The sequence below is a fragment of the Streptococcus oralis genome, assembly GCF_026782125.1.
GTDB lineage: Bacteria > Bacillota > Bacilli > Lactobacillales > Streptococcaceae > Streptococcus > Streptococcus oralis_CE.
Window position 1 is genome coordinate 229,336 of the sequence record NZ_JAKUVY010000002.1, and the last position, 19,317, is coordinate 248,652.

Consider the following 19,317-nt stretch of genomic DNA (forward strand, 5'->3'; position numbering starts at 1 on the left):
CCTATTCTGGGATTTGTTGGGTGATACAGTGGATATTGCCACCACCTAACAGAATATCTCTGGCTGGTATTCCGACAACTTGGCGGTCTGGGAAACACTTGCTGAGAATATCTAAGGCCACTTGGTCGTTTACATCCTCAAACTGTGGTACCAAGACAGCCTTGTTGGCAATATAAAAATTGACATAGGATGCTGCCAGACGTTCGCCCTCATAACGCTCCTCTTCCCCTTCTTCATAGGTATAGCCTGGTAAATCCTCTTTAGAGACAACCTGACGAATAGCCGGAATAGGAAGCTTATGAATAGTGAAAGAGCGGCCTTTTGCATCCGTTTCCTTCTCTAACAGAGTTAAATCAGCTAAAGACATGGCATACTGAGGATCGCTTTTGTCATCTGTCCAAGCTAAAACAAGCTCTGCAGGACCAACAAAGGCTGCAACATTGTCAACATGTTCATTGGTTTCGTCCTGATAAATACCATAAGGAAGCCAGATAACCTTTTCAGCTCCAAGGTTCTCTAATAAGGTATTTTCGATTTGCTCTTTAGTCAGGTGGGGATTACGACCAGAACTAAGCAAGCAACTTTCAGTTACGAGAATGGTTCCTTGGCCATCACTGTGTATCGCTCCACCTTCCAGTACAAAAGGTTTGGCATCGTAAACAGGCATTTCCAAGGCCTGAGCAAAACGACTAGCTACTTGGTCATCATCTTCATAATCTTGATAAAGACCATCTACAGCCCCACCCCAAGCATTGAAAGACCAGTCTACCGCTAACTTTTCCTTTTTATCATTAAGTAGAATGGTCGGACCTGTATCACGCGCCCAGGCATCATTTGTCGGAATATCTAAATAAATAACCTTGTCTCCAAGATAGGATTGTGCTTCAGATAGATAGTCCTGCTCCACCAAGAGATAAACAGTTTCCCCTTCTGCTATGGTCTCGATGATCTGAGTAAATGCTCTTTTAGCAGCTTTTCCTTGAAAAGGCCATGATCCTGGTCGAGTCGGCCATATCATGAGGGTACCATGATGAGGTTCATACTCTGCTGGCATACGATAGCCTAATTTTTTTGGACTGTCCATCATGATAATCTCCCTTTAAAGTCTTGATAGCCAAAGGCTTTGACTAGACTGCAGTCACCCTGCTCGTCCATGAGATAGAGACTTGGCAAGCCAATACCGTTAAAGGTATTATTTTTAACAAATGAGTAAATAGCCATGTCTTCAAAATAAAGTCTATCACCGATTTGGATTGGGTTTTCAAAACTATAATCACCAATCACATCACCCGTCAGACAGGTATTGGAAGAAAGTCTATAGTTGTGGGCTTTTTCCTGAGCCTCAAATCCATTTCTCAAAGGTGGACGATAGGGCATTTCAAGTACATCTGGCATATGGCAGGTCGCGGAGGCATCTAAAATCAAGATATCCATACCGTTTTCGACAATATCCAATACCTCCGTTGCTAGATAACCAGCATTGAGCGCAATAGCTTCACCCGGCTCGATATAGACCTCAAGATTGTAAGTTTCTCGGATACGCTTAATTTCAGAAATCAGTAAATCCACATCATAGCCTTCTCTTGTGATATGATGTCCGCCACCCATATTGAGCCATTTAACTTGATGTAAGTAAGAACCAAACTGCTCTTCTACTGCTTTCAAGGTTGTTTCTAAATCATCTGCCCCTTGCTCACAAAGGGTATGAAAATGAAGTCCGTCCACCAAATCCAACAAATCACTAGGAATTTTATCAAGTGTCACACCAAAACGAGAACCTGGTGCACAAGGGTCATAGAGCGCGTGGTCACCCTGTGTTGAACATTGAGGATTGAGACGTAGACCTACACTAATACCAGCCTCACGACAACGAGGCCCATGTTTACGCAATTGTTTCTCAGAGTTAAAAACAATATGATCAGATATTTGCAGTAGCTCTTCCATATCTGATTTCTTGAAAGCAGGCGCGAATACATGGACTTCCCCCGGAAACTCTTCTCTAGCTAACTTCGCTTCATAGAGTCCACTAGCTGTTGTCCCAGATAGATACTGGCTAATCAAGGGATAGGTTTTGTAGAGAGAATAAGCCTTCTGGGCGAGCAAAACCTTGCATCCTGCCTCTTCTTGTACATATTGTAGGATACGGCAATTGGCTTCTAACTTGGCCAAGTCAATGACATAAGCTGGTGTTGGTACTTGTTCTAGTTTCATTAGTCCACCATTTGTGGATTTTCAACCACAACCCAAGGCAAGCCATACTCATTCAAAGCTTCCATGAATGGATCTGGATCCAATTCTTCAAGGTTGTATACTCCAGGTTGTTTCCAAGTACCGTTCATCACTAATTTTGTCCCAATCATAGCTGGAACTCCTGTTGTGTAAGAAATAGCTTGTGAACCAACTTCTGCGTAACATTCCTGATGGTCGCAAACATTGTAGATATAGATGGTCTTTTCAACACCGTCTTTGACACCTGTAAAGATACAACCGATATTGGTTTTACCAACAGTGCGCGGGCCAAGGCTTGCAGGGTCTGGAAGCAAGGCTTTTAAGAATTGAATCGGAACGATGTCTTGGCCGTTGAAGTTAATAGCATCCGTACGAAGGAGCCCTACATTTTCCAAGCATTTCATGTGCGTTAGATAAGATTGTCCAAAAGTCATAAAGAAACGAATCCGTTTAACACCTGGAATGTTCTTGGCCAATGATTCAATTTCTTCATGGTGAAGAAGATACATGTCTTTTTGCCCAACTTGAGGGAAATCATACTCACGCTTGATAGACATAGCTTCGACTTCGACCCATTTTCCATCTTCCCAGTAAGAACCCGGCGCAGAAACCTCGCGGAGATTGATTTCTGGGTTAAAATTTGTCGCAAATGGATAACCGTGGTCACCACCATTACAGTCTAAAATGTCGATATAGTGGATTTCATCAAAATAGTGTTTGAGAGCATAAGCTGAAAAGACACTAGTCACACCTGGATCAAAACCAGAACCAAGAAGAGCAGTTAAGCCAGCTTCTTTGAATTTCTCCTGATAAGCCCACTGCCATGAGTAGTCAAAGTAGGCTGTAAAACCAAGTTCCTTACAACGTTTTTCATAAATAGCACGCCATTCAGGGTCTTCTGTGTCCTCAGCCTCATAGTTGGCAGTATCGATATAGTGGACACCTGTTGCCAAACAAGCATCCATAATAGTCAAGTCTTGATAAGGTAAAGCTACGTTCAAAACAGCTTCTGGTTTGTAGCTTTCGATCAAGGCAATCACTTCTTCTACCTTGTCAGCATCAAGAGCAGCTGTCTCAATCTTAGTATTTGTTTTACCTTCTAATTTAGCCTTCAAGTCATCGCATTTTGACTTGGTACGGCTAGCAATCATAATTTCTTTAAAAGTTGCGCTATCTTGGCAAATCTTTGAAATAGCAACTTGGGCAACGCCCCCACATCCAATAACTAATAAACGACTCATTTTTTCCCTTCCTCTTCTTCTAAAATATCTTCTACGTACTTGGGCAACATAAAGGCTCCCACGTGTAAGTTTGCAGTGTAGTATTCTGTGAAAAGCTGGCGTTTTTTCCAGCCTTCCTTGTCAAAATCTTTGACAGGGTGGTATTTTTTCGATGCAAATCCAAACAACCAATAGCCCGCAGGACTGGTTGGGATATGGGCCTGATAAACCCGACTGATTGGAAATGCTTGATTGACCTTGCGGTGCATGCTTCGGCATGCTGACTCATCCTCGTCAAAGAAGGGACTCCCATGCTGATAGATCATGATTCCGTCTTCTTTCAAGGCTCTGTAACTGTTACCGTAAAATTCCTTGGTAAAGAGCCCTTCCGTATGTCCAAATGGATCTGTCGCATCGTTGATGATAATATCGTAGTCATCTTCGCAGTTTCGCAAAAAGCGTAACCCGTTTTGATAGTAAATGGTAACACGAGGATCATCTAGCCCCGCAGCAAAGTCTGGGAAATACTCACGACAAACCTCAACCAACATCTCATCCGGTTCCACAATATCGATTTGCTCCAGTTCAGGATAGAGAGTTAATACTTGAGCAACACCACCGTCACCACCCCCAATAACCAAGACTTTCTTTGGGTTCGGGTGAACAGCCATGGGAACGTGAACAGTCATTTCGTTGTATACGAAATCATCCGCATCTGAAAACAAGACATGCCCATTTAAAATCAGTATTTTCCCAAAAGCTGGCGTATCCAAGACTTCGATATCCTGCCATTCACTTTTACCAGCGTAGAGTTGCTTGGCTGTTCTCAGGGACAATTTGACATCTGGAGTATGAACTTCAGAAAACCATAAATCCATCTAGTTCTCCTTTCTCTTAATGACGTTGATGTGATTGACTTCTGGATCTTCCGTCCCTTGGAGGGAACAACCACGTTCCTTGGCAAATTGGATATAATCCACAATCTCTCGTGTAATACGTTCACCAGGAGCCAAGATAGGAATTCCTGGAGGATAGCACATGACAAATTCTCCACAGACCTGTCCAACAGATTCGTCTAAAGTCAAACTTTTTCTCTCTGAATAGAAGGCTTCTTGCGGAGACAGCACTAACTCGGGCTGGATATACTCTCCAGCAATCAAATCTTTTCCATCTCTTGAGTAGAGTCTCTTGATATCAGCCAAAGCACCGACCAAACGCTCGATGTCTTGGATGCGGTCACCAATGGAAATGTAGGCCAATATATTGCCAATATCCCCGAATTCAATCTGAATATCGTATTCATCTCGCAAGAGATCATAAACCTCTATCCCTGTTAGCCCAATTCCCTGAGTGTAAACTGACAGCTTGGTCACGTCAAAATCACAGACCGACACACCGTCTATGAGCTCTTTTGAGTAGGCATAGTAACCACCGATAGCATTGATTTCACGACGAGCGTATTCGGATAGCTCAATGACTTTCTCAAAAGACTCTTTACCACGAAGAGCTAAGTTCCGTCGAGAAATATCCAAACTAGCCATCAACAAGTAAGAGGCAGATGTAGACTGGGTCAGGTTGATGATCTGACGAACGTACTCAGGGTTCATCTGCTCCCCGATAAGTAAAATGGAGCTCTGAGTCAAACTCCCACCAGACTTATGCATAGAGACCGCCGCCATATCAGCACCCGCATCCATAGCAGAAATTGGAAGTTTATCTGTGAAATGCAAATGCGCTCCGTGGGCTTCATCTACTAAAACCATCATGCCAGCTTCATGAGCCATTTGCGTTAAACCCTTGAGGTCTGAACAAATTCCATAGTAAGTAGGATTGTTAATCAAAATGGCCTTGGCATCTGGATGCTCCTTAATTGCCTGCGCAACACGGTCATTTTCAAGACCTAAAGCGATGCCGATTTTAGGATCTACACTCATCTCGATATAGATTGGAATGGCACCACATAGAACCAGCGCATTGATGGCAGATTTATGGACATTTCTCGGTAGAATAATCTTATCTCCTGCCTTGCAGGTGGAAAGAATCATGGTTTGAACTGATGAGGTTGTTCCCCCAATCATGAGAAAGGCATGGGCTGCACCAAAAGCATCCGCTGCCAATTCCTCAGCATCCCGAATAATCGAAATGGGATGACCTAGATTATCTAAGGGTTTCATAGAATTGACATCAATGCCAACACATTTTTCTCCTAATAGTTCGACAAGTTCTGGATTTCCTCGTCCACGCTTGTGACCTGGCACATCAAAGGGGACAATCCTTTTCTTGCGTAGCTTGACCAAGGCCTCGTAAATTGGGGCTTGGTTTTGATCTAACTTCTTCAAGACATACTCCTTTACCGTATTTTTAGCACCTCAAAAAGATAAAGGCGACTAAAGGTTGACTTATGAAAAAAGAGCAGGTTTTCACCTGCTCTGCAATCTTCTGACGTGTGTATTTTGGTTTCTGTTGAGTATGTCTGTTCCTGATGTTTCCTAACTCTCTAGTAGCAAATATTACGTACTTTATTGATCGTTTCACAAGATGACGTGTGCTTTCACCACACTAAAAATTTATGAATTAGGACAAATATCCTAACATCAACTTATAAAAGTAGGCTTTTAACCCTATCAATAATGTGGCTTTTCAACCACGCTTCGGCATTCAACCCTGCCTGTCCGTAGGCATTTTTTACTCGGGTTTATATTTGCTAGAAAACATCATCTCATTTTCTAAGCCTTATAACTATATCATGTTTACAAGAGCTTGTAAAGTATTTTGTGAAAGTTTTTTTAAGAGTATCATTTTTTGTTCGCAAAAAGGTATTTAACGATAAAAAGAAATCGTTTTAAAATGTTATAGGTATAAGAAAAATGAACTACAACCATTACATTTAGTGGGACAAGTTAGCATAGGACAAATTTTCTCTTTGTCCTCCGAACTCACTTCCTTTAGACTAGTGGTCTTGCTAAGCTGATTTTCATCTTAATAAGCTTAAAATCGCTATGATTTACTTTTTCTCTATCGCTTCATAAAAGCCTCAGTCAGTCCAGAAAGTAGGAATCAACTGCTCCAATTCTACTTCTGAAAGCTGTCCTTGATTGTAAAGTTTTCTAAGTAAGTCCTCATCTACGGTAATTGAATAGTAATCCGTCACAAACTCATGAAATCGCTCAAAACTGTCAAAGAAGTAGGATAATAACCATTCACCACCGTCCTGATCTTGGTAGGTATTTTGATGCTCTTGTCCATCATACCAGATAAAGAAGGTTGTTTCATCTTTTTGTTCTTCTGAGTATAGGTTTTGATACTTTTCATCCAGTCCTTTATAAAATCCGTCTATGATGTCTTGATTCCACTCATTCGCAGCAAATTGACTCAAACTACTTTCATGATCAAAACCTTTTATGAGGATCATTTTATCAGTCAAAATCACATCTAGAGAATCACCAGAGCCATTGTCGATAAGGTAACGAGCCCCATAGCTTCCCTCAGTCTTAACGATCAATCGAAGCCAGGTCTCATTTGGATCTGTTCGATACTCATCAATGACAAGTAAGGCATCTAAACGTGTCTTGGCATTTTCCCATTCAATTCTTCCCATCTCTTTAGTCCTCCATCTTAAAGCTTAAAATCTATTATGCTTACAAATTCTATAACCAATTTCTATCTATTCCGTCCAACTATACTGTGGAATATTTTCTTCACCAGACAAGTCATCAGGTGTACAATTTTCTAGATGTGCATTCATCACGCACCTGACTAACAGTTGGAGAAAGTACTTAACAAATAGTCACTAAGATATTCCCCTTGAGAACTAAGATTTTCTTATAAAAATCCTTCATTTTTACAAAACAGGTTCGAATATCATCCTTGATTTCTTCCTCTTCATCAAGATAATCCCAAATATCGGGATACAAATCTGCCTTCTTGCATGCTTCCATGCTAAAGTTAGCTAGAGCCCTATCCATGTCAAAATTCTCTAAAGCTTGAACAATCTCAGCTATCTTTGACTTTTCAGTATAGGCTATATATTCCGACACATTTTCTAAAGGGGTCACTCCCAAGACAGCTTCTCTCAAAGGATCGTCATCCATAAATTCTGAACTACTAAAGCCTGTCATAACAAAGAGTAAGGCGTCCCACATTTTGTCAATATCTATCAACGTCTCATTTTCCTTAGTAGAATCCTCTACTAAGTCAAGCAATTCCTCTTCCTGACGAGAATCTCGCATTATTTGGCTTAATTCATTGTCAGATAGATATCGATAATTAGCAATCATTCCCATAATGTTTCCTCCTATTCGTTTCTTAGGATAGCACTGATTTTACTATTTCCCTTTCTTGAAAAGGCAAGAAATCTACTGTTTTTGGATTCTCCTCCTTATTTCTCATTCTCATCTTCTATAACTTCCCAGACTTCTGACTGATAGCCCTCACCATCTATATCATAGCGCTGCATATAGCCAATAAATCTTTCCTTTTTATTTGCCTTACGAGGCTTGAGAATGTTTATAGCCCAGAATCCGATAAGAATGAGAACTAAAAGCGCTATTACTGTTTCCATCTCATCACCTTTGCCTACCTTAATACCCTTCAACCCACTTTTCATTGTCCATGATGAAAGGCTTAGCTAGTCCTTCACCTGTGTAATCCGCATATTTGGTGGATAGATACTTGTAACAATCTTCCTTGCTCGCAAACTTAATAGCTTGATAAGGCTCTTCAAAAGTCAGTTTCTCTACAAATAAGAAACCATCTTCAGCCGGCACTAAAATACCAACATGCCCGACAAAAAGAAACTCTCCATCCAAATTATCATGCAAGACTACAGACAGCATTCGAGCTTTGTCATTAAATTGAAACTGGGAAAAGAATTTCTCCATCTTCTGCGCGTGAATTTTTACATCTGTTGTTGCTTCCGTCTCCACCCTAGAAAATAGAATATCAAACTCTTCCTTATCTTTTGCATCAAACACCTTTCCCTTATCGATAGCATCGTTATCCACGAAAAGAAGCTGATCATTCTTTTCAAGTTTTGGAATTGTGACCGAATTTTTCAAGAGCGCATAGCTATTAATACGGCAGTTGGTCCCGACAAAGTCACCCTTTTTTTGATTCCAGAGGTTGCTGATTTTCTCTACGTCGTATTCTGTCTTCGTAAAGGAGGCAAAATTTCCACTTAAGCCAGTGGAACCGACAGTCGCATTATAGTCTGTGACAAGATTGAAAAATGCCTCAACACTATTTGGGTCCAAGTGAGCTGATAAGAGAGATTTGACCTCTTCGATACTGACCTGATTGTTCAGATTGGTATATGAAGCCGTCCAAGGAACTTTATCTGAACTGGTCTGTGTCTGATTTGCAGCTTCAGTGCTCGTATTATTTTGCTGACAAGCAGCCAAACCAAGAAATAAGGGCAAACACAGTCCCAAGGCTACTACTTTTCTCGTTCGTTTCATGCAATTCTCCTTCTAGACTACAAGTCTCTTTTTCATTTTAAACACCATTCACTAATCATTCAGCTAGTAATCGTTGACTTAGCTATATTATACTACATAAGTCAAAAAAAGACCGCACGAATCACCCATTCATTACAGCCTTTTTAATCCTATTTTTTATTGAATGACGAAACCTTTAGGCAAAATCGCCAGTTGCAGTCCCAATTCTTGGCAATGACTGGCTAGCACTACAGAATCACGGTCTACAAGATAATTTTCAGTTGATTGGTTAAAAACAGCTTGGATTTTTTGTCCATCATAATCCCATGCCAGAGATACCACATCTGGCTTGATTTCTTTCAGTCTATAGGTCCCGTTCTGAATTATATCTGAGACACTCTTGCGAAGCTGAATTAATTTCTTCATAAAATTCAACATCTCATTGCTATCGGAAACACGTTCCCAAGGCATGACACGACGACAATCTGGATCTGGTCCTCCACCTAACTCCAACTCCGTTCCATAGTAGAAACACGGTGTCCCCCTTTGTAAAAAGAGACAGGCAAGTGCCGACTTAACGAGTTGAACATCTCCCTTAGCAGTAGCCAAAATGCGCTCCGTATCGTGCGAATCCAAGAGATTGAACATCACTTCCGAAATCTGTTGTCTATAGTACATAGATTGGCTATTGATTTCATTGATGAATTGAGGTGACTTCTTAACCCCACGCAAGAAATAATCCTTAATGCTGTCGGAGAGAGGATAGTTCATGACTGCGTGGAATTCATCGCCATTTAGCCAGGGCTGGGAAGTGTGCCAGACCTCTCCAAGAATATAAAGGTCAGGCTTTTTAGCCAAGACAGCCTTACGGAAATCTCGCCAAAAATGATGGTCTACTTCATTAGCTACATCTAAGCGCCAAGCATCAATATCAAACTCTTCAATCCAGTAGGTCGCAACCCTCAACAAATAGTCTCTCACTTTAGGATTGGCCGTATTGAGCTTGGGCATATAGCTGGCAAAGGCAAAGGTATGATAAGGGAGCTTTCTTGGGTTTCCTAGCTTATCCTTGGTCACGGGAAATTCTTGAACATGGAACCAGTCTTTATATTCCGACTTTTCACCATGCTTGAGAACATCCTGCCACTGCGGAGACTGATCCCCGATATGATTGAAAACAGCGTCCAGCATGATTTTCATGCCTCTCTGATGGGCCTCCTCCACCAGTTTACGGAAGGTTTCCTTGTCTCCAAAATGACGATCAATTTCGAAATAATCCGTCGTATTATACTTGTGATTGCTTGGGGATTCAAAGATTGGACAGAGATAAAGACCTGTAATGCCCAAGTCTTGCAAGTAATCCAGATGATCAATAATGCCCTGTAAATCACCACCAAAAAAATCACTCGTCTTTGGCTTGATAGAGGAATCCCAAGTTAGTGCACCTTCGGGTGAAATCTCAGGATTGCCATTAGCAAAGCGTTCTGGGAAAATCTGGTACCATACCGTCTTTGCTACCCAGTCAGGAACATGGCAAGCATCAATCTCATGGATATACGGAATTTTGAAGCCGTTTCCTTCATAATGAAGGTTTTCTAGCGTGTTTGCAACACATCCCTTATCGCCATACAAAATACTCTGACCTAGCTTATCTTTGAGTTCAAAAAGATACTGTAGTCGAGCATAGCCCACTGAAACTTCTGCTTGCCAGTAATCAAATAAGGCATCAGAAGTTACTTTGATCATCGCCTTGCTTGCTTCATAATGGTCCTCTAAAAAGATAAAAGTATCTCCATAATGCAAATGGATGCTTTCAATATCATCTTTCTTAGTCCGGATACGAATGTGCATTGTCTTGTCTTTATAGAGATAAGCATACTCCGACTCTGATCTATGGTAAATGGCTGTTAATTCCACTGTTTTGTCTCCTAATTAACTTGAGTTCATTTGCGACGCAAACGTTTTCACAATTGTGATTCTAGTATACTACTTTAAAATTTTATTTTCAAGACTTGTCCGTAGTTTTGAGTGGATTGTTTTTGAGAATATAAAAAAGCAGTAAGACTTAATACCTACTACTTTCTGATTGATGATTTACAAATGCCTTTCCAGCCAATCTATCTTTTTAAAATCTTTATTGTTATTGTGGTCATTTCGATAGGAATCTTGGGAAGAAGCTTTATATATACTGAAATACTGTTCTAAACTTGGAACACGAAACGTGATGTCCTCGAGATGAATCAACTCTATATCTGATTCAGATACTCCTGCAAAATCAGGTAAGGAATCGATACTCCCAAATTCAACGCTCACACCATCCTTTTGGAATTCATGCTCATGAATATCTATTAAAGCATAGCCTAAGTGTTGCATCACTTTCATTATCTTGTCCCAGTCATAAATTCGGAGATGATCAGGTGCTTCCCAACCTCTAGGGTCACCAGGCACATGAATGTCAATGTCAGACGGCTCCCAATCTTCATTTGAACGGTATTCAAAACCCAAAGATCCCATGAGCGTGGGTGTGATTCCGACTTGGTTTAAATGTGAACAAATTGTTCGAAATTCATCAAATAGAGAATTCATTCCTCCTCCAATCGTTGATATGAAACTCGATTTCGCAGTGAAAGATAAACTAATTTTTATCTTCTACTCTTTCGGTTTTGAAAATACTTCCACTCTCTGTGCTAAGACTTTGATTTCAACAGGTAAGTTATCCGACTTATCGCCGTCAACATCCGACTCCAATTCACTATCTGAAGAGATCTTAATATTGCGCGCTCTGATATACTCAATATTATCATTGCCGACAACATCCCCTTTTAATAAATCAGGAATGACAGATAATTTAGAGAATATTGAAGCATCTTTTAGAATTAAAATATTGGCATATCCGTCCTTGTTTTCTTCAAAGATTTTCTTATCAGCGAAGTAATTTGTCAAGAGAACCAAAACATGACTAGCTTCACCAACATAATTTCCATTTTCTGTCTCGACATTAATATTAAAGACCTGATCCGTCATAACAGACTTCATGGTATTTACAGCATAGGCAAGGATACCAAATTTTGTCTTATCCTCGATTTCAACATTGTGAATCGCCTCAGGCAGAGAACCGATACTAAAGATATAACCAAAATAATTGTCATTCGCTTTACCGATATCAATCTTGTTGGTTAAGTTAAAATCGAGTTCATCTATCGCGCCATTGATATCTTGATTGATTTCCAACAGTTTCGTAATGAGGTTACCCGTCCCACCAGGGATAATCCCTAACTTAGGAATGTAATCTCTCTCAGCAATACCTGAAATGACTTCATTGACAGTCCCGTCTCCACCGAAAACAACCACTGCATCGTACTCCTCACGAGACGCTTCTTCAGCAAAAATTGTTGCATCCAACGCTTTTTCGGTAATTTTGGTTTCAACATATTCAAAGTATTCTTTTGCTTTATTCTCCAGCTTGACCTTATAATCCAAAGCCTTTTCCCCACCAGAGGTAGGATTAATAATCAACATTGCTTTTTTCATTGATAGTACTCCTTAATTTTTAAATAGAAATGTTACTGTAACTACATCAGCCATTACATATAATGCTATTATATAATGAAACCTCAAAAAATAGAAATCAGACGTACCGGAGATTAATATAATTTTATTCTATTTTCCCATCACCTTTAAGGATTCATCCAAATCAGAATAAGCTTTATCCTTTATCCAATAAGGAATACCATAAGCTGCCTATGCCACCAAGTGAGATGGCGTTTCTACTTACAATACTCGTTTATTCTATCAGCATATTCGGTCAAAAGATTTTTTGAATAAATTTTTTCATTTTTTGAATTTCTAACTTCTTTCCAAAGAATAGAAGCTACTTTTAGTTTATTCGAGTAGTTGCCACTATTTTCGTCTGAACAGAAATCCTTCAAAAATTGATTCCATTGACAAACCGAATGGTCATACTTAGCATAATCTGAATTTCCATAATAAACTTTTAGCATATCTTGGATTGTAAAACTCAAATCATTTTCTCTTTTTACTTTTCTCCAAGCTGTCGCCATATCGGCAGTAAACTTAAAGGGTGAAACATCTGTTAAAGTTGAGAAATATTCTCTAAAGTGTGCATTAAAGGAGAATCCACATTCAAGTAAAGGCGTATCTAAAGTAACGACTTCTACTTGTTTCTTCTTGCTTTTTATTGATGATTTTTTAATCAAATTCCCCTTAAAGTACTGCTCAATGATATGATTGAGTTCTTGTTTTGTACCTCTATATTCAAGTTCTAATGACTTGCATATCTGTGAAAGTTCATCACGATACCAATAATATTTATTAAACTCATCAAAGGATGTGATTTTTTCAAGCTCAGGTCTGTTCTCTATCAATATTTTACCTCTTTAAAAACAGTTTAGGTTTTCATTTCTAAATAATGGAATTTGGGTTTCTTTATTTTGAGGATTAGCAACGTTTCACTAACAAACTCACACATTCAGCTGTTCGGACTTACCGTATCATCCGTGAAAAAACAATCCTCACGAAATAATGGAAAATCCTTCGTTTTGATATTGTTCCATTCGTAAACTGAACCTACAATATCTCCAATAATTGCTCCTAGCATGGTATTCCTTCTTATGGCATATCAGATTCGTTACACATTTCTAATGAATCACTCTTTAAAAATGGCACTACCAAATCAATCCACTCATAAGACAGGTAAGCTGATAAATAGCCGTGGTTATAGCCCTTTGCTTCATACAAAATTGTATTTGAATGTAGCTGATGAAATAATTTCGCTGATGCTTTCACACAGTTCAATTCTTTTTCACCATAAATATAAAGAACCTGCGCCTTGCTTGCAGAAATCGTGTTCTTGAGCTTGTAACGCCCCATATAGGTTTTGTAAATGGTCACCAATGTTTTGACAGGCGTCCTTGCCAAATCTTCTAAATAATAAGCTTTTATTTCCTCTGGATAAGCCAGTTTAGGATAGAGTTTGTTCATCATGCTTAACTGAAGTTTACAAGAGAATTTATTGAACATCAACTTACCAAATAGAGACACTAGAAAGATGCTGATTTTAGCTAACCTTGGTTGAGGAATACAGAGGCTTCCATCTATGATGGCCTTCTCAGCAATTTCACTGTCTAAAGACAAAAGCTCCATTGCAATTTGACCACCAAGTGAAACACCACCGATTGCAAACAATTTCCCACCACAGTTTGCTTTGATATAGTCTAGAATCTCCAAAGCAGAATCTTCAGTAGAAACATAATCAAGTTGATATTCCTCGCCGTGGCCATTCAAAGTTGGTAGAATAATACGGTATTCTTTTGACAAGATTCGTGCTTGACGAAGATAATTCCACCAAGAACTGCCACCACCATGTATCAGTATAATAGGAGGCAAATTCTTATCACCAAATTCATGGAATTTCATGTTTAAACTCCTTGCTGTAGGACTTTCACTAGATAAATACTTGTTAAATCAGTTTGAACAAGCAGTGATGCCTCATCAAATAGAAAAGTCTCTAACATTGATTATCTAAAATGACCATACGTTACTTTCAATAATGGATATCCTGATCTAAATTTTAAAATGTTGTTTCATTACTAATTCTATTACTAGCCAATATAGTATAAATCAAATAACCAATAAAAATGATAATAAAAATAAGATTAATTTTTAACACAAAATAAAGATTTAACAAATTTGCGAACGCATGAAATAATAGACAGTATCCCACAGATTTCGTTTGACGATAAAGAAGCCCTAAAACAAAACTTAAAAATAATGTATATATAAAAAATAAAATAAAAGGAAATCCTTGATGACTTTCTCCAACTATAAACCATAAAGGTAGATGCCATATTCCCCAAATTGATCCTACAATCAAATTAGATTGCCAATATGTATATTTTTTATCAAGTAATGGTTGTAATATTCCTCTCCATCCTAATTCTTCATGTCCGCCACCAAAAAAAATTAGTTGTATAAAGAATAATGGCATCAGATAAATTGATACTTCATTTAATTCTAAGGAAGATACAGAAAATAGTATCAAAATTGCTAACAAATGAATAATGAAATAAATACTACTACTTTTGCTTTTAGTAAATACAAAATGTTTAAATTTTATATTATTCCTTTTCAAATAAAAGCCACTTGCAATAGCTGGACCAAGTGCACCTACTATATGTAACATTCTCCCTATAAATGTTTCTAATCCCAAAATATAAGATTGAGTAAAGATGGCAAGAAGCCCCCAAGCTATATAAGTAATTCCAAATGTACAATAAAGATAATTTTTTAAATTCTTTTTGTCAATGTCTGTCATTTTATCTTCCTTATTTTGATTATTTTATATGTAATATTTGTTACTGCTTCTTAGTTGCTCTCGATTATAACTACCTATATTCTATCATAAAAACACAAAAAAGCCTTACAATCAAGGCTTTTCATTATTCATTTCGTCAATACTTTAGTTTCGTAGATTCAGATTCGCATGATTAAAACTAGTCAATTTTCTCTATGATATTTCCAAGTTTATCCAATACAAGACAGGTATGATCATTTAGTGGAATTATGGGAACATTAACGAGTTCTTCAGCTCTATCCTTATTTGCTTTATCATTCCATGAATCATAATGAACACTAATTAAAAACTGACTAAAGACTCCTAATCCATTTTTTATCTTTATCTGATGATCTGAATTATCATTAGGTGAGACATAGACTTTTTCTCCTAATAATAGGGCTCCTGCAGAAAACCCTATAACTTTTGCCCCTTTATTAAGCATATGATCGATATAATTTTTGAACTCCTGATTGACATAAGTAGCTAAATATTTTTCCGTATTCCCTCCACCGATGATGATTAGATCAGCATCTAAATAGCTATCAAAATCAATCTGCTCAGTGTCCAAAAGTAAGTAATCAGTGTTTAGATTAGGAAATTGACTTTGGAAAACTTCCGTGTACTTTTTCATATAGGGTTGCCAATTATCTCGAAAAACTGTAAAAATAACAATTCTTTCAATCTTGCTTGATAATACAATTTTATCAACAATGCTATATTTCGTTATTGGGGGATTCCCACCCATCAAAAAAATTTGTTCTTTCAAGTTAACACACTTTCTAAAGATACATAAAGTTTAAACAAGTTTATTCACGTTTCTAAATTATAATTTTTTCTTAAAATGAATAATTCTATTTGCCTCCTGAAATCCAATATTGAGATGAAATCTTATAGAATCCTTATTCGTTAAAGTACAGTCACTTGCAAATTCCTTACATCCTTTATTTTTCGCCCATTCCTCACATTTTGTACAGAGATTTTTAGCAATATCCTTTAAACGATATTCCTCGTCGACAATAATCCCTTCTAAAAATCCAACAGGACTATATTTACAACCTTCAACATAATCAAATCTGAGTGAACATAGTGCTAGACCTACAATTGTGTCACCTTTAACTTCAGTAAAGATTGCAGTATTTTTGCCATTCGTATATCTTTTTACTTCATCAATAGCTTCTTTATCGGTCAATTGGGGCCATAATTGTTTCATTAGTTTAGCCGTTTTTATAGAATCTTTTGTTATTCCATCCATATTGATGTTCCTCCGCAAATTACAAGCAAATGTTTCGAATCACGCTGTTACTTTGTTACTCATTGATTGATACCAATACCATCCACTTCTACTTTTCGACTGTCTCAGATCGGAAGAGCAGAGCCACGCACTCAGCGGTTCGCTGTTACCGTATCGTTTAGTCGTAAACTCCTTACTCTACGACGTCTATCCCATGGGCAGAACATCTGCTCCTACTTCGCTGATGCCTCAGCTTGTACAAGCAGTGATACAGCCTCAACATGGTGCGTTTGTGGAACTCAAAAGGTTCGGGGAGTTCAAAGCTCCAGTGGAGCTTTGAAGCCTTCTTGCCTTAAAATGAAAAAGTTAGAGGATTAACTACGTTTCTCTAACAAGCTTACACACTCGACGTGGTGCGTCTGTGGAAACAGATCCACCGGTTGTACTTTCTTCAGTTCATAACCAAACTCTTGGTAGAGTTTGATGTCACGCGCCATGGTTGCGACATTGCAAGAGATATAGGCAATGCGGTCTGCTCCTGTTTGAGCACTTGCCTTGATAAAGCTTTCGGTCAAGCCCTTGCGTGGTGGGTCAACCAAGATAAAGGTTGGTTGGATACCTTCCTTGAGCCAGTTCTTCATGGCATTTTCAGCTGTGTCGCAGACATAGTGGGCATTTGTGATATTGTTTAATGTAGCATTCTTCTGGCTATTCTCTACTGCTTCTGGAATCACTTCAACACCGTAGACTTCTTTGACATGCTTGGCAACGGATAATCCAATCGTTCCAATACCAGAATAAGCATCGATAACCACATCATCTGCTTTTAACTCTGCATAGTCAATAGCTGTCTGATAGAGCTTCTCTGCCATTTCTGTATTGACCTGATAAAAGGCTGGGCCAGCAATTTGGAAGTCATTGCCCAACATCTGATCAGTAATATAGTCTTGACCATAAAGAGTCTTCCACTCCTTGCCAAAAATCGCATTGGTATTTTGGTCGTTGATATTTTGCATGACAGAGACAATCTCTGGGAACTGCTTGATAACTTGTTCAATCAACTGCTCCACTCGGAAAACTTTCGGTCGAGTTGTCACCAGAATGACCATGATTTGTCCTGAATAGTGACCACGACGCACCACAAGGTTCCGAATCAAGCCAGACTGTTCCTTTTCATCATAAGGTTTTAAATCAAAACGACGGAGCAGGTCTCGAAGAGCTACCACGACTTGGTCAATGACAGGATCCTGGATAAAGAAATCTTCAAGGGGCATAAGGTCATGCGAATTCTTACGGAAAAAGCCAGTTTCCAAGATACCATTCACTCGACGAACGGGCACTTGCGCCTTATTTCGATACTTGACTGGATTTTCCATACCTAGTGTTTCAGCGACCTCTACTTCTGTAATACCTGCAATCTTGTAGAGACTATCCTTGACTTGCTTGGTTTTAAACTTGAGCTGCTCTGGATAAGCAAGATGCCCCAAGTCAGCGATACCTGAGCGTAGATAAGCTAGGTCAAGGTCTTGGTTACGATGCGGAGAATGTGTAATGTATTCTTCAACTTTCCCGTAGCCAATCTTTTTATTGACCTTAAGGACACGCATGAGAATTTTCTCAGTTGGTAGAGCATTTTCTACAAAAAAAACCAAACCATCTACCTTAGCAACCCCAGCACCTTCATGGGTCAAATCGACAATTTCAACTTCTACAATATCATTTTTCTTTAGCATATTTTTCACTTTCTATCGGCCGACAAAAAAAGACGGCAACATTTCTGTTACCATCTATTATATCATGAAATGACCTAAGCACCAAAACTCTTGAAGAAGTTGACAATGGCTTGCCAAAGGGAGCTAAAGAAGTTGCCCCCCTCTTCTAGCGCTTTATTGGCATCAAAGTTGAGGTTGATATTTTTAAAGCTATCTCCAGCTTGAGAGACGATGCTTTCCTTGAGGTCATTTAGGGTTTTAGTGAAATCAGCATTGTTCAAAATGTCACTCTTTGAGAGGTTAAGTGCAAAATTGATGATGATATTGACCTGGTTTCCTGTTATAACCTGATCGAGTTTGTAGTTTTTTAGCGTGTCTTCAACGATTTTGCGGACATCTTCTTCTGTCAGATTGCCTTTGGCTTCTTTTGCCTTTGCGATTCCTGCCTTGATATCTGCCAAAGCGACATTGAGTTTATTGGCATCGTAGCCTGACTTGTCCTTGTTTTCAGCATTAATATCGGATAAAGCTTTTAGCTCCTCTTGAGCCAAGTCTTTATTGGCTTGCGGTACTTTAGCACCATTGGCCTCTAACGAGTAGTAAATCCCAGCTAGAGCGCTCTCTCCTGTAACTGGAATGGGTGCTGCAACTGTGATTTTGGCATGCTCCACTCCCAGAGTCACTGCTGCGTTACGGTACATATCCTGCGTCACCTTGGTGATATTTTCAGGCGTTTCAATCTTGACTTCTAGAGGCGACTTATCACCTAGCTTTTGAATCTTAGCTGAAGAATAGAGCTGTAGACTAGCATCATTAGCCACATTCATGATTTTCGAATAGATATCAGGTGTCATAGTTTTGATATCTTTGGTGTCTTTTGATGCGTCATAGCCAAGTTTGCTAAGAGTTTGATTTTTCTGGTCTTCAGATAGAGAAGAACCTAGAACATATTCAGGTTGTACATAGGTTTCATCGATTACTTTTTGAACATCGGTTGCTGCGTGGACACTCGTCATAGCTGTTGCGGCCCACAATACTGCAGCACTTGTTAGAAAGAATTTCTTTCTCATGGGATATTCCCTCCTTTACCTTTCTAGGTTAATAAAACAATCTTAAAGAAAACTTATAGTGAAAA

Annotated in this window: 19 protein-coding genes and 2 pseudogenes; all 21 read right to left on the minus strand. The window is 38.9% G+C overall.

All coding sequences use genetic code 11. The annotated features are described in order from the left end of the window. Window position 1: 1 nt before the first annotated feature. The 21 genes and pseudogenes from aguA to MK385_RS02700 all read right to left on the minus strand — a co-directional run bounded on the left by aguA (window position 2) and on the right by MK385_RS02700 (window position 19,252). Window positions 2-1,087, minus strand: coding sequence for an agmatine deiminase (gene aguA / locus MK385_RS02600; protein WP_268725203.1), 1,086 nt, complete (start codon window positions 1,085-1,087; stop codon window positions 2-4). Then, entirely contained in the window at window positions 1,084-2,211 is a 1,128-nt protein-coding gene (nspC, locus tag MK385_RS02605) for a carboxynorspermidine decarboxylase (RefSeq protein WP_268725204.1), read from the minus strand. The genes aguA and nspC overlap by 4 nt, the downstream gene beginning before the upstream one ends. Then, entirely contained in the window at window positions 2,211-3,470 is a 1,260-nt protein-coding gene (locus MK385_RS02610) for a saccharopine dehydrogenase family protein (RefSeq protein WP_268725205.1), read from the minus strand. Before MK385_RS02610 ends, nspC begins: the two co-directional genes overlap by 1 nt. Then, window positions 3,467-4,327 carry a polyamine aminopropyltransferase gene (gene speE / locus MK385_RS02615; protein ID WP_000366713.1) on the minus strand — a complete coding sequence of 287 codons (861 nt, stop codon included), beginning with the start codon at window positions 4,325-4,327 and terminating at the stop codon, window positions 3,467-3,469. The genes MK385_RS02610 and speE overlap by 4 nt, the downstream gene beginning before the upstream one ends. After that, a complete protein-coding gene (locus tag MK385_RS02620) occupies window positions 4,328-5,788 on the minus strand; it encodes an aminotransferase class I/II-fold pyridoxal phosphate-dependent enzyme (RefSeq protein ID WP_268725206.1) in 1,461 nt (486 codons plus the stop codon). A 695-nt stretch (window positions 5,789-6,483) separates the two neighbouring features. Next, window positions 6,484-7,047: a hypothetical protein gene (locus MK385_RS02625; RefSeq protein WP_268725207.1), complete on the minus strand. Its 564-nt coding sequence runs from the start codon at window positions 7,045-7,047 to the stop codon at window positions 6,484-6,486. A gap of 178 nt (window positions 7,048-7,225) precedes the next feature. Continuing rightward, a complete protein-coding gene (locus MK385_RS02630) occupies window positions 7,226-7,732 on the minus strand; it encodes a YfbM family protein (RefSeq protein WP_268725208.1) in 507 nt (168 codons plus the stop codon). Between the two features lie 95 nt (window positions 7,733-7,827). Then, the gene (locus MK385_RS02635; protein ID WP_061428063.1) at window positions 7,828-8,010 is read right to left on the minus strand and encodes a hypothetical protein; all 183 of its coding nucleotides are present in this window, start codon (window positions 8,008-8,010) and stop codon (window positions 7,828-7,830) included. Between the two features lie 19 nt (window positions 8,011-8,029). Further along, window positions 8,030-8,905 carry a DUF4300 family protein gene (locus MK385_RS02640; protein WP_251464161.1) on the minus strand — a complete coding sequence of 292 codons (876 nt, stop codon included), beginning with the start codon at window positions 8,903-8,905 and terminating at the stop codon, window positions 8,030-8,032. 156 nt (window positions 8,906-9,061) lie between these two features. After that, on the minus strand, window positions 9,062-10,801 hold the full coding sequence (locus tag MK385_RS02645; protein ID WP_268725209.1) for a glycoside hydrolase family 13 protein: 1,740 nt from the start codon (window positions 10,799-10,801) through the stop codon (window positions 9,062-9,064). Between the two features lie 177 nt (window positions 10,802-10,978). After that, complete coding sequence (locus tag MK385_RS02650; RefSeq protein WP_268725210.1) at window positions 10,979-11,470, minus strand: nucleotidyltransferase domain-containing protein; 492 nt, start codon at window positions 11,468-11,470, stop codon at window positions 10,979-10,981. A gap of 63 nt (window positions 11,471-11,533) precedes the next feature. After that, a complete protein-coding gene (locus tag MK385_RS02655) occupies window positions 11,534-12,415 on the minus strand; it encodes a diacylglycerol/lipid kinase family protein (protein ID WP_268725211.1) in 882 nt (293 codons plus the stop codon). A gap of 113 nt (window positions 12,416-12,528) precedes the next feature. Beyond that, window positions 12,529-12,625: pseudogene (locus MK385_RS02660) on the minus strand (hydrolase); the annotation flags it as partial. A 26-nt stretch (window positions 12,626-12,651) separates the two neighbouring features. Next, window positions 12,652-13,269, minus strand: coding sequence for an SAP domain-containing protein (locus MK385_RS02665; RefSeq protein ID WP_268725212.1), 618 nt, complete (start codon window positions 13,267-13,269; stop codon window positions 12,652-12,654). Window positions 13,270-13,388: 119 nt separating this feature from the next. Further along, window positions 13,389-13,502: pseudogene (locus MK385_RS02670) on the minus strand (ADP-ribosylglycohydrolase); the annotation flags it as partial. 11 nt (window positions 13,503-13,513) lie between these two features. Continuing rightward, window positions 13,514-14,320: an alpha/beta hydrolase gene (locus MK385_RS02675; protein WP_000668457.1), complete on the minus strand. Its 807-nt coding sequence runs from the start codon at window positions 14,318-14,320 to the stop codon at window positions 13,514-13,516. Between the two features lie 154 nt (window positions 14,321-14,474). Continuing rightward, window positions 14,475-15,218: a CPBP family intramembrane glutamic endopeptidase gene (locus MK385_RS02680; protein WP_268725213.1), complete on the minus strand. Its 744-nt coding sequence runs from the start codon at window positions 15,216-15,218 to the stop codon at window positions 14,475-14,477. 178 nt (window positions 15,219-15,396) lie between these two features. Further along, window positions 15,397-16,005, minus strand: a complete 609-nt coding sequence (locus MK385_RS02685; protein ID WP_268703322.1) for a Type 1 glutamine amidotransferase-like domain-containing protein — start codon at window positions 16,003-16,005, stop codon at window positions 15,397-15,399. A gap of 57 nt (window positions 16,006-16,062) precedes the next feature. Then, on the minus strand, window positions 16,063-16,491 hold the full coding sequence (gene aac(6'), locus MK385_RS02690; RefSeq protein ID WP_071850977.1) for an aminoglycoside 6'-N-acetyltransferase: 429 nt from the start codon (window positions 16,489-16,491) through the stop codon (window positions 16,063-16,065). 353 nt (window positions 16,492-16,844) lie between these two features. Next, window positions 16,845-18,203, minus strand: coding sequence for a 23S rRNA (uracil(1939)-C(5))-methyltransferase RlmD (gene rlmD, locus MK385_RS02695; protein ID WP_268725214.1), 1,359 nt, complete (start codon window positions 18,201-18,203; stop codon window positions 16,845-16,847). A 74-nt stretch (window positions 18,204-18,277) separates the two neighbouring features. After that, complete coding sequence (locus MK385_RS02700) at window positions 18,278-19,252, minus strand: DUF1002 domain-containing protein (RefSeq protein ID WP_049477734.1); 975 nt, start codon at window positions 19,250-19,252, stop codon at window positions 18,278-18,280. Window positions 19,253-19,317: the final 65 nt, after the last annotated feature.

Coding starts and splice junctions, on each gene's coding strand:
- nspC (WP_268725204.1), bottom strand. CDS start 2,211: ATGAAACTAGAACAAGTACCAACACCAGCTTATGTCATTGACTTGGCC.
- MK385_RS02655 (WP_268725211.1), bottom strand. CDS start 12,415: ATGAAAAAAGCAATGTTGATTATTAATCCTACCTCTGGTGGGGAAAAG.
- speE (WP_000366713.1), bottom strand. CDS start 4,327: ATGGATTTATGGTTTTCTGAAGTTCATACTCCAGATGTCAAATTGTCC.
- MK385_RS02625 (WP_268725207.1), bottom strand. CDS start 7,047: ATGGGAAGAATTGAATGGGAAAATGCCAAGACACGTTTAGATGCCTTA.
- rlmD (WP_268725214.1), bottom strand. CDS start 18,203: ATGCTAAAGAAAAATGATATTGTAGAAGTTGAAATTGTCGATTTGACC.
- MK385_RS02630 (WP_268725208.1), bottom strand. CDS start 7,732: ATGGGAATGATTGCTAATTATCGATATCTATCTGACAATGAATTAAGC.
- MK385_RS02640 (WP_251464161.1), bottom strand. CDS start 8,905: ATGAAACGAACGAGAAAAGTAGTAGCCTTGGGACTGTGTTTGCCCTTA.
- MK385_RS02650 (WP_268725210.1), bottom strand. CDS start 11,470: ATGAATTCTCTATTTGATGAATTTCGAACAATTTGTTCACATTTAAAC.
- MK385_RS02680 (WP_268725213.1), bottom strand. CDS start 15,218: ATGACAGACATTGACAAAAAGAATTTAAAAAATTATCTTTATTGTACA.
- MK385_RS02635 (WP_061428063.1), bottom strand. CDS start 8,010: ATGGAAACAGTAATAGCGCTTTTAGTTCTCATTCTTATCGGATTCTGG.
- aguA (WP_268725203.1), bottom strand. CDS start 1,087: ATGATGGACAGTCCAAAAAAATTAGGCTATCGTATGCCAGCAGAGTAT.
- MK385_RS02610 (WP_268725205.1), bottom strand. CDS start 3,470: ATGAGTCGTTTATTAGTTATTGGATGTGGGGGCGTTGCCCAAGTTGCT.
- MK385_RS02675 (WP_000668457.1), bottom strand. CDS start 14,320: ATGAAATTCCATGAATTTGGTGATAAGAATTTGCCTCCTATTATACTG.
- MK385_RS02700 (WP_049477734.1), bottom strand. CDS start 19,252: ATGAGAAAGAAATTCTTTCTAACAAGTGCTGCAGTATTGTGGGCCGCA.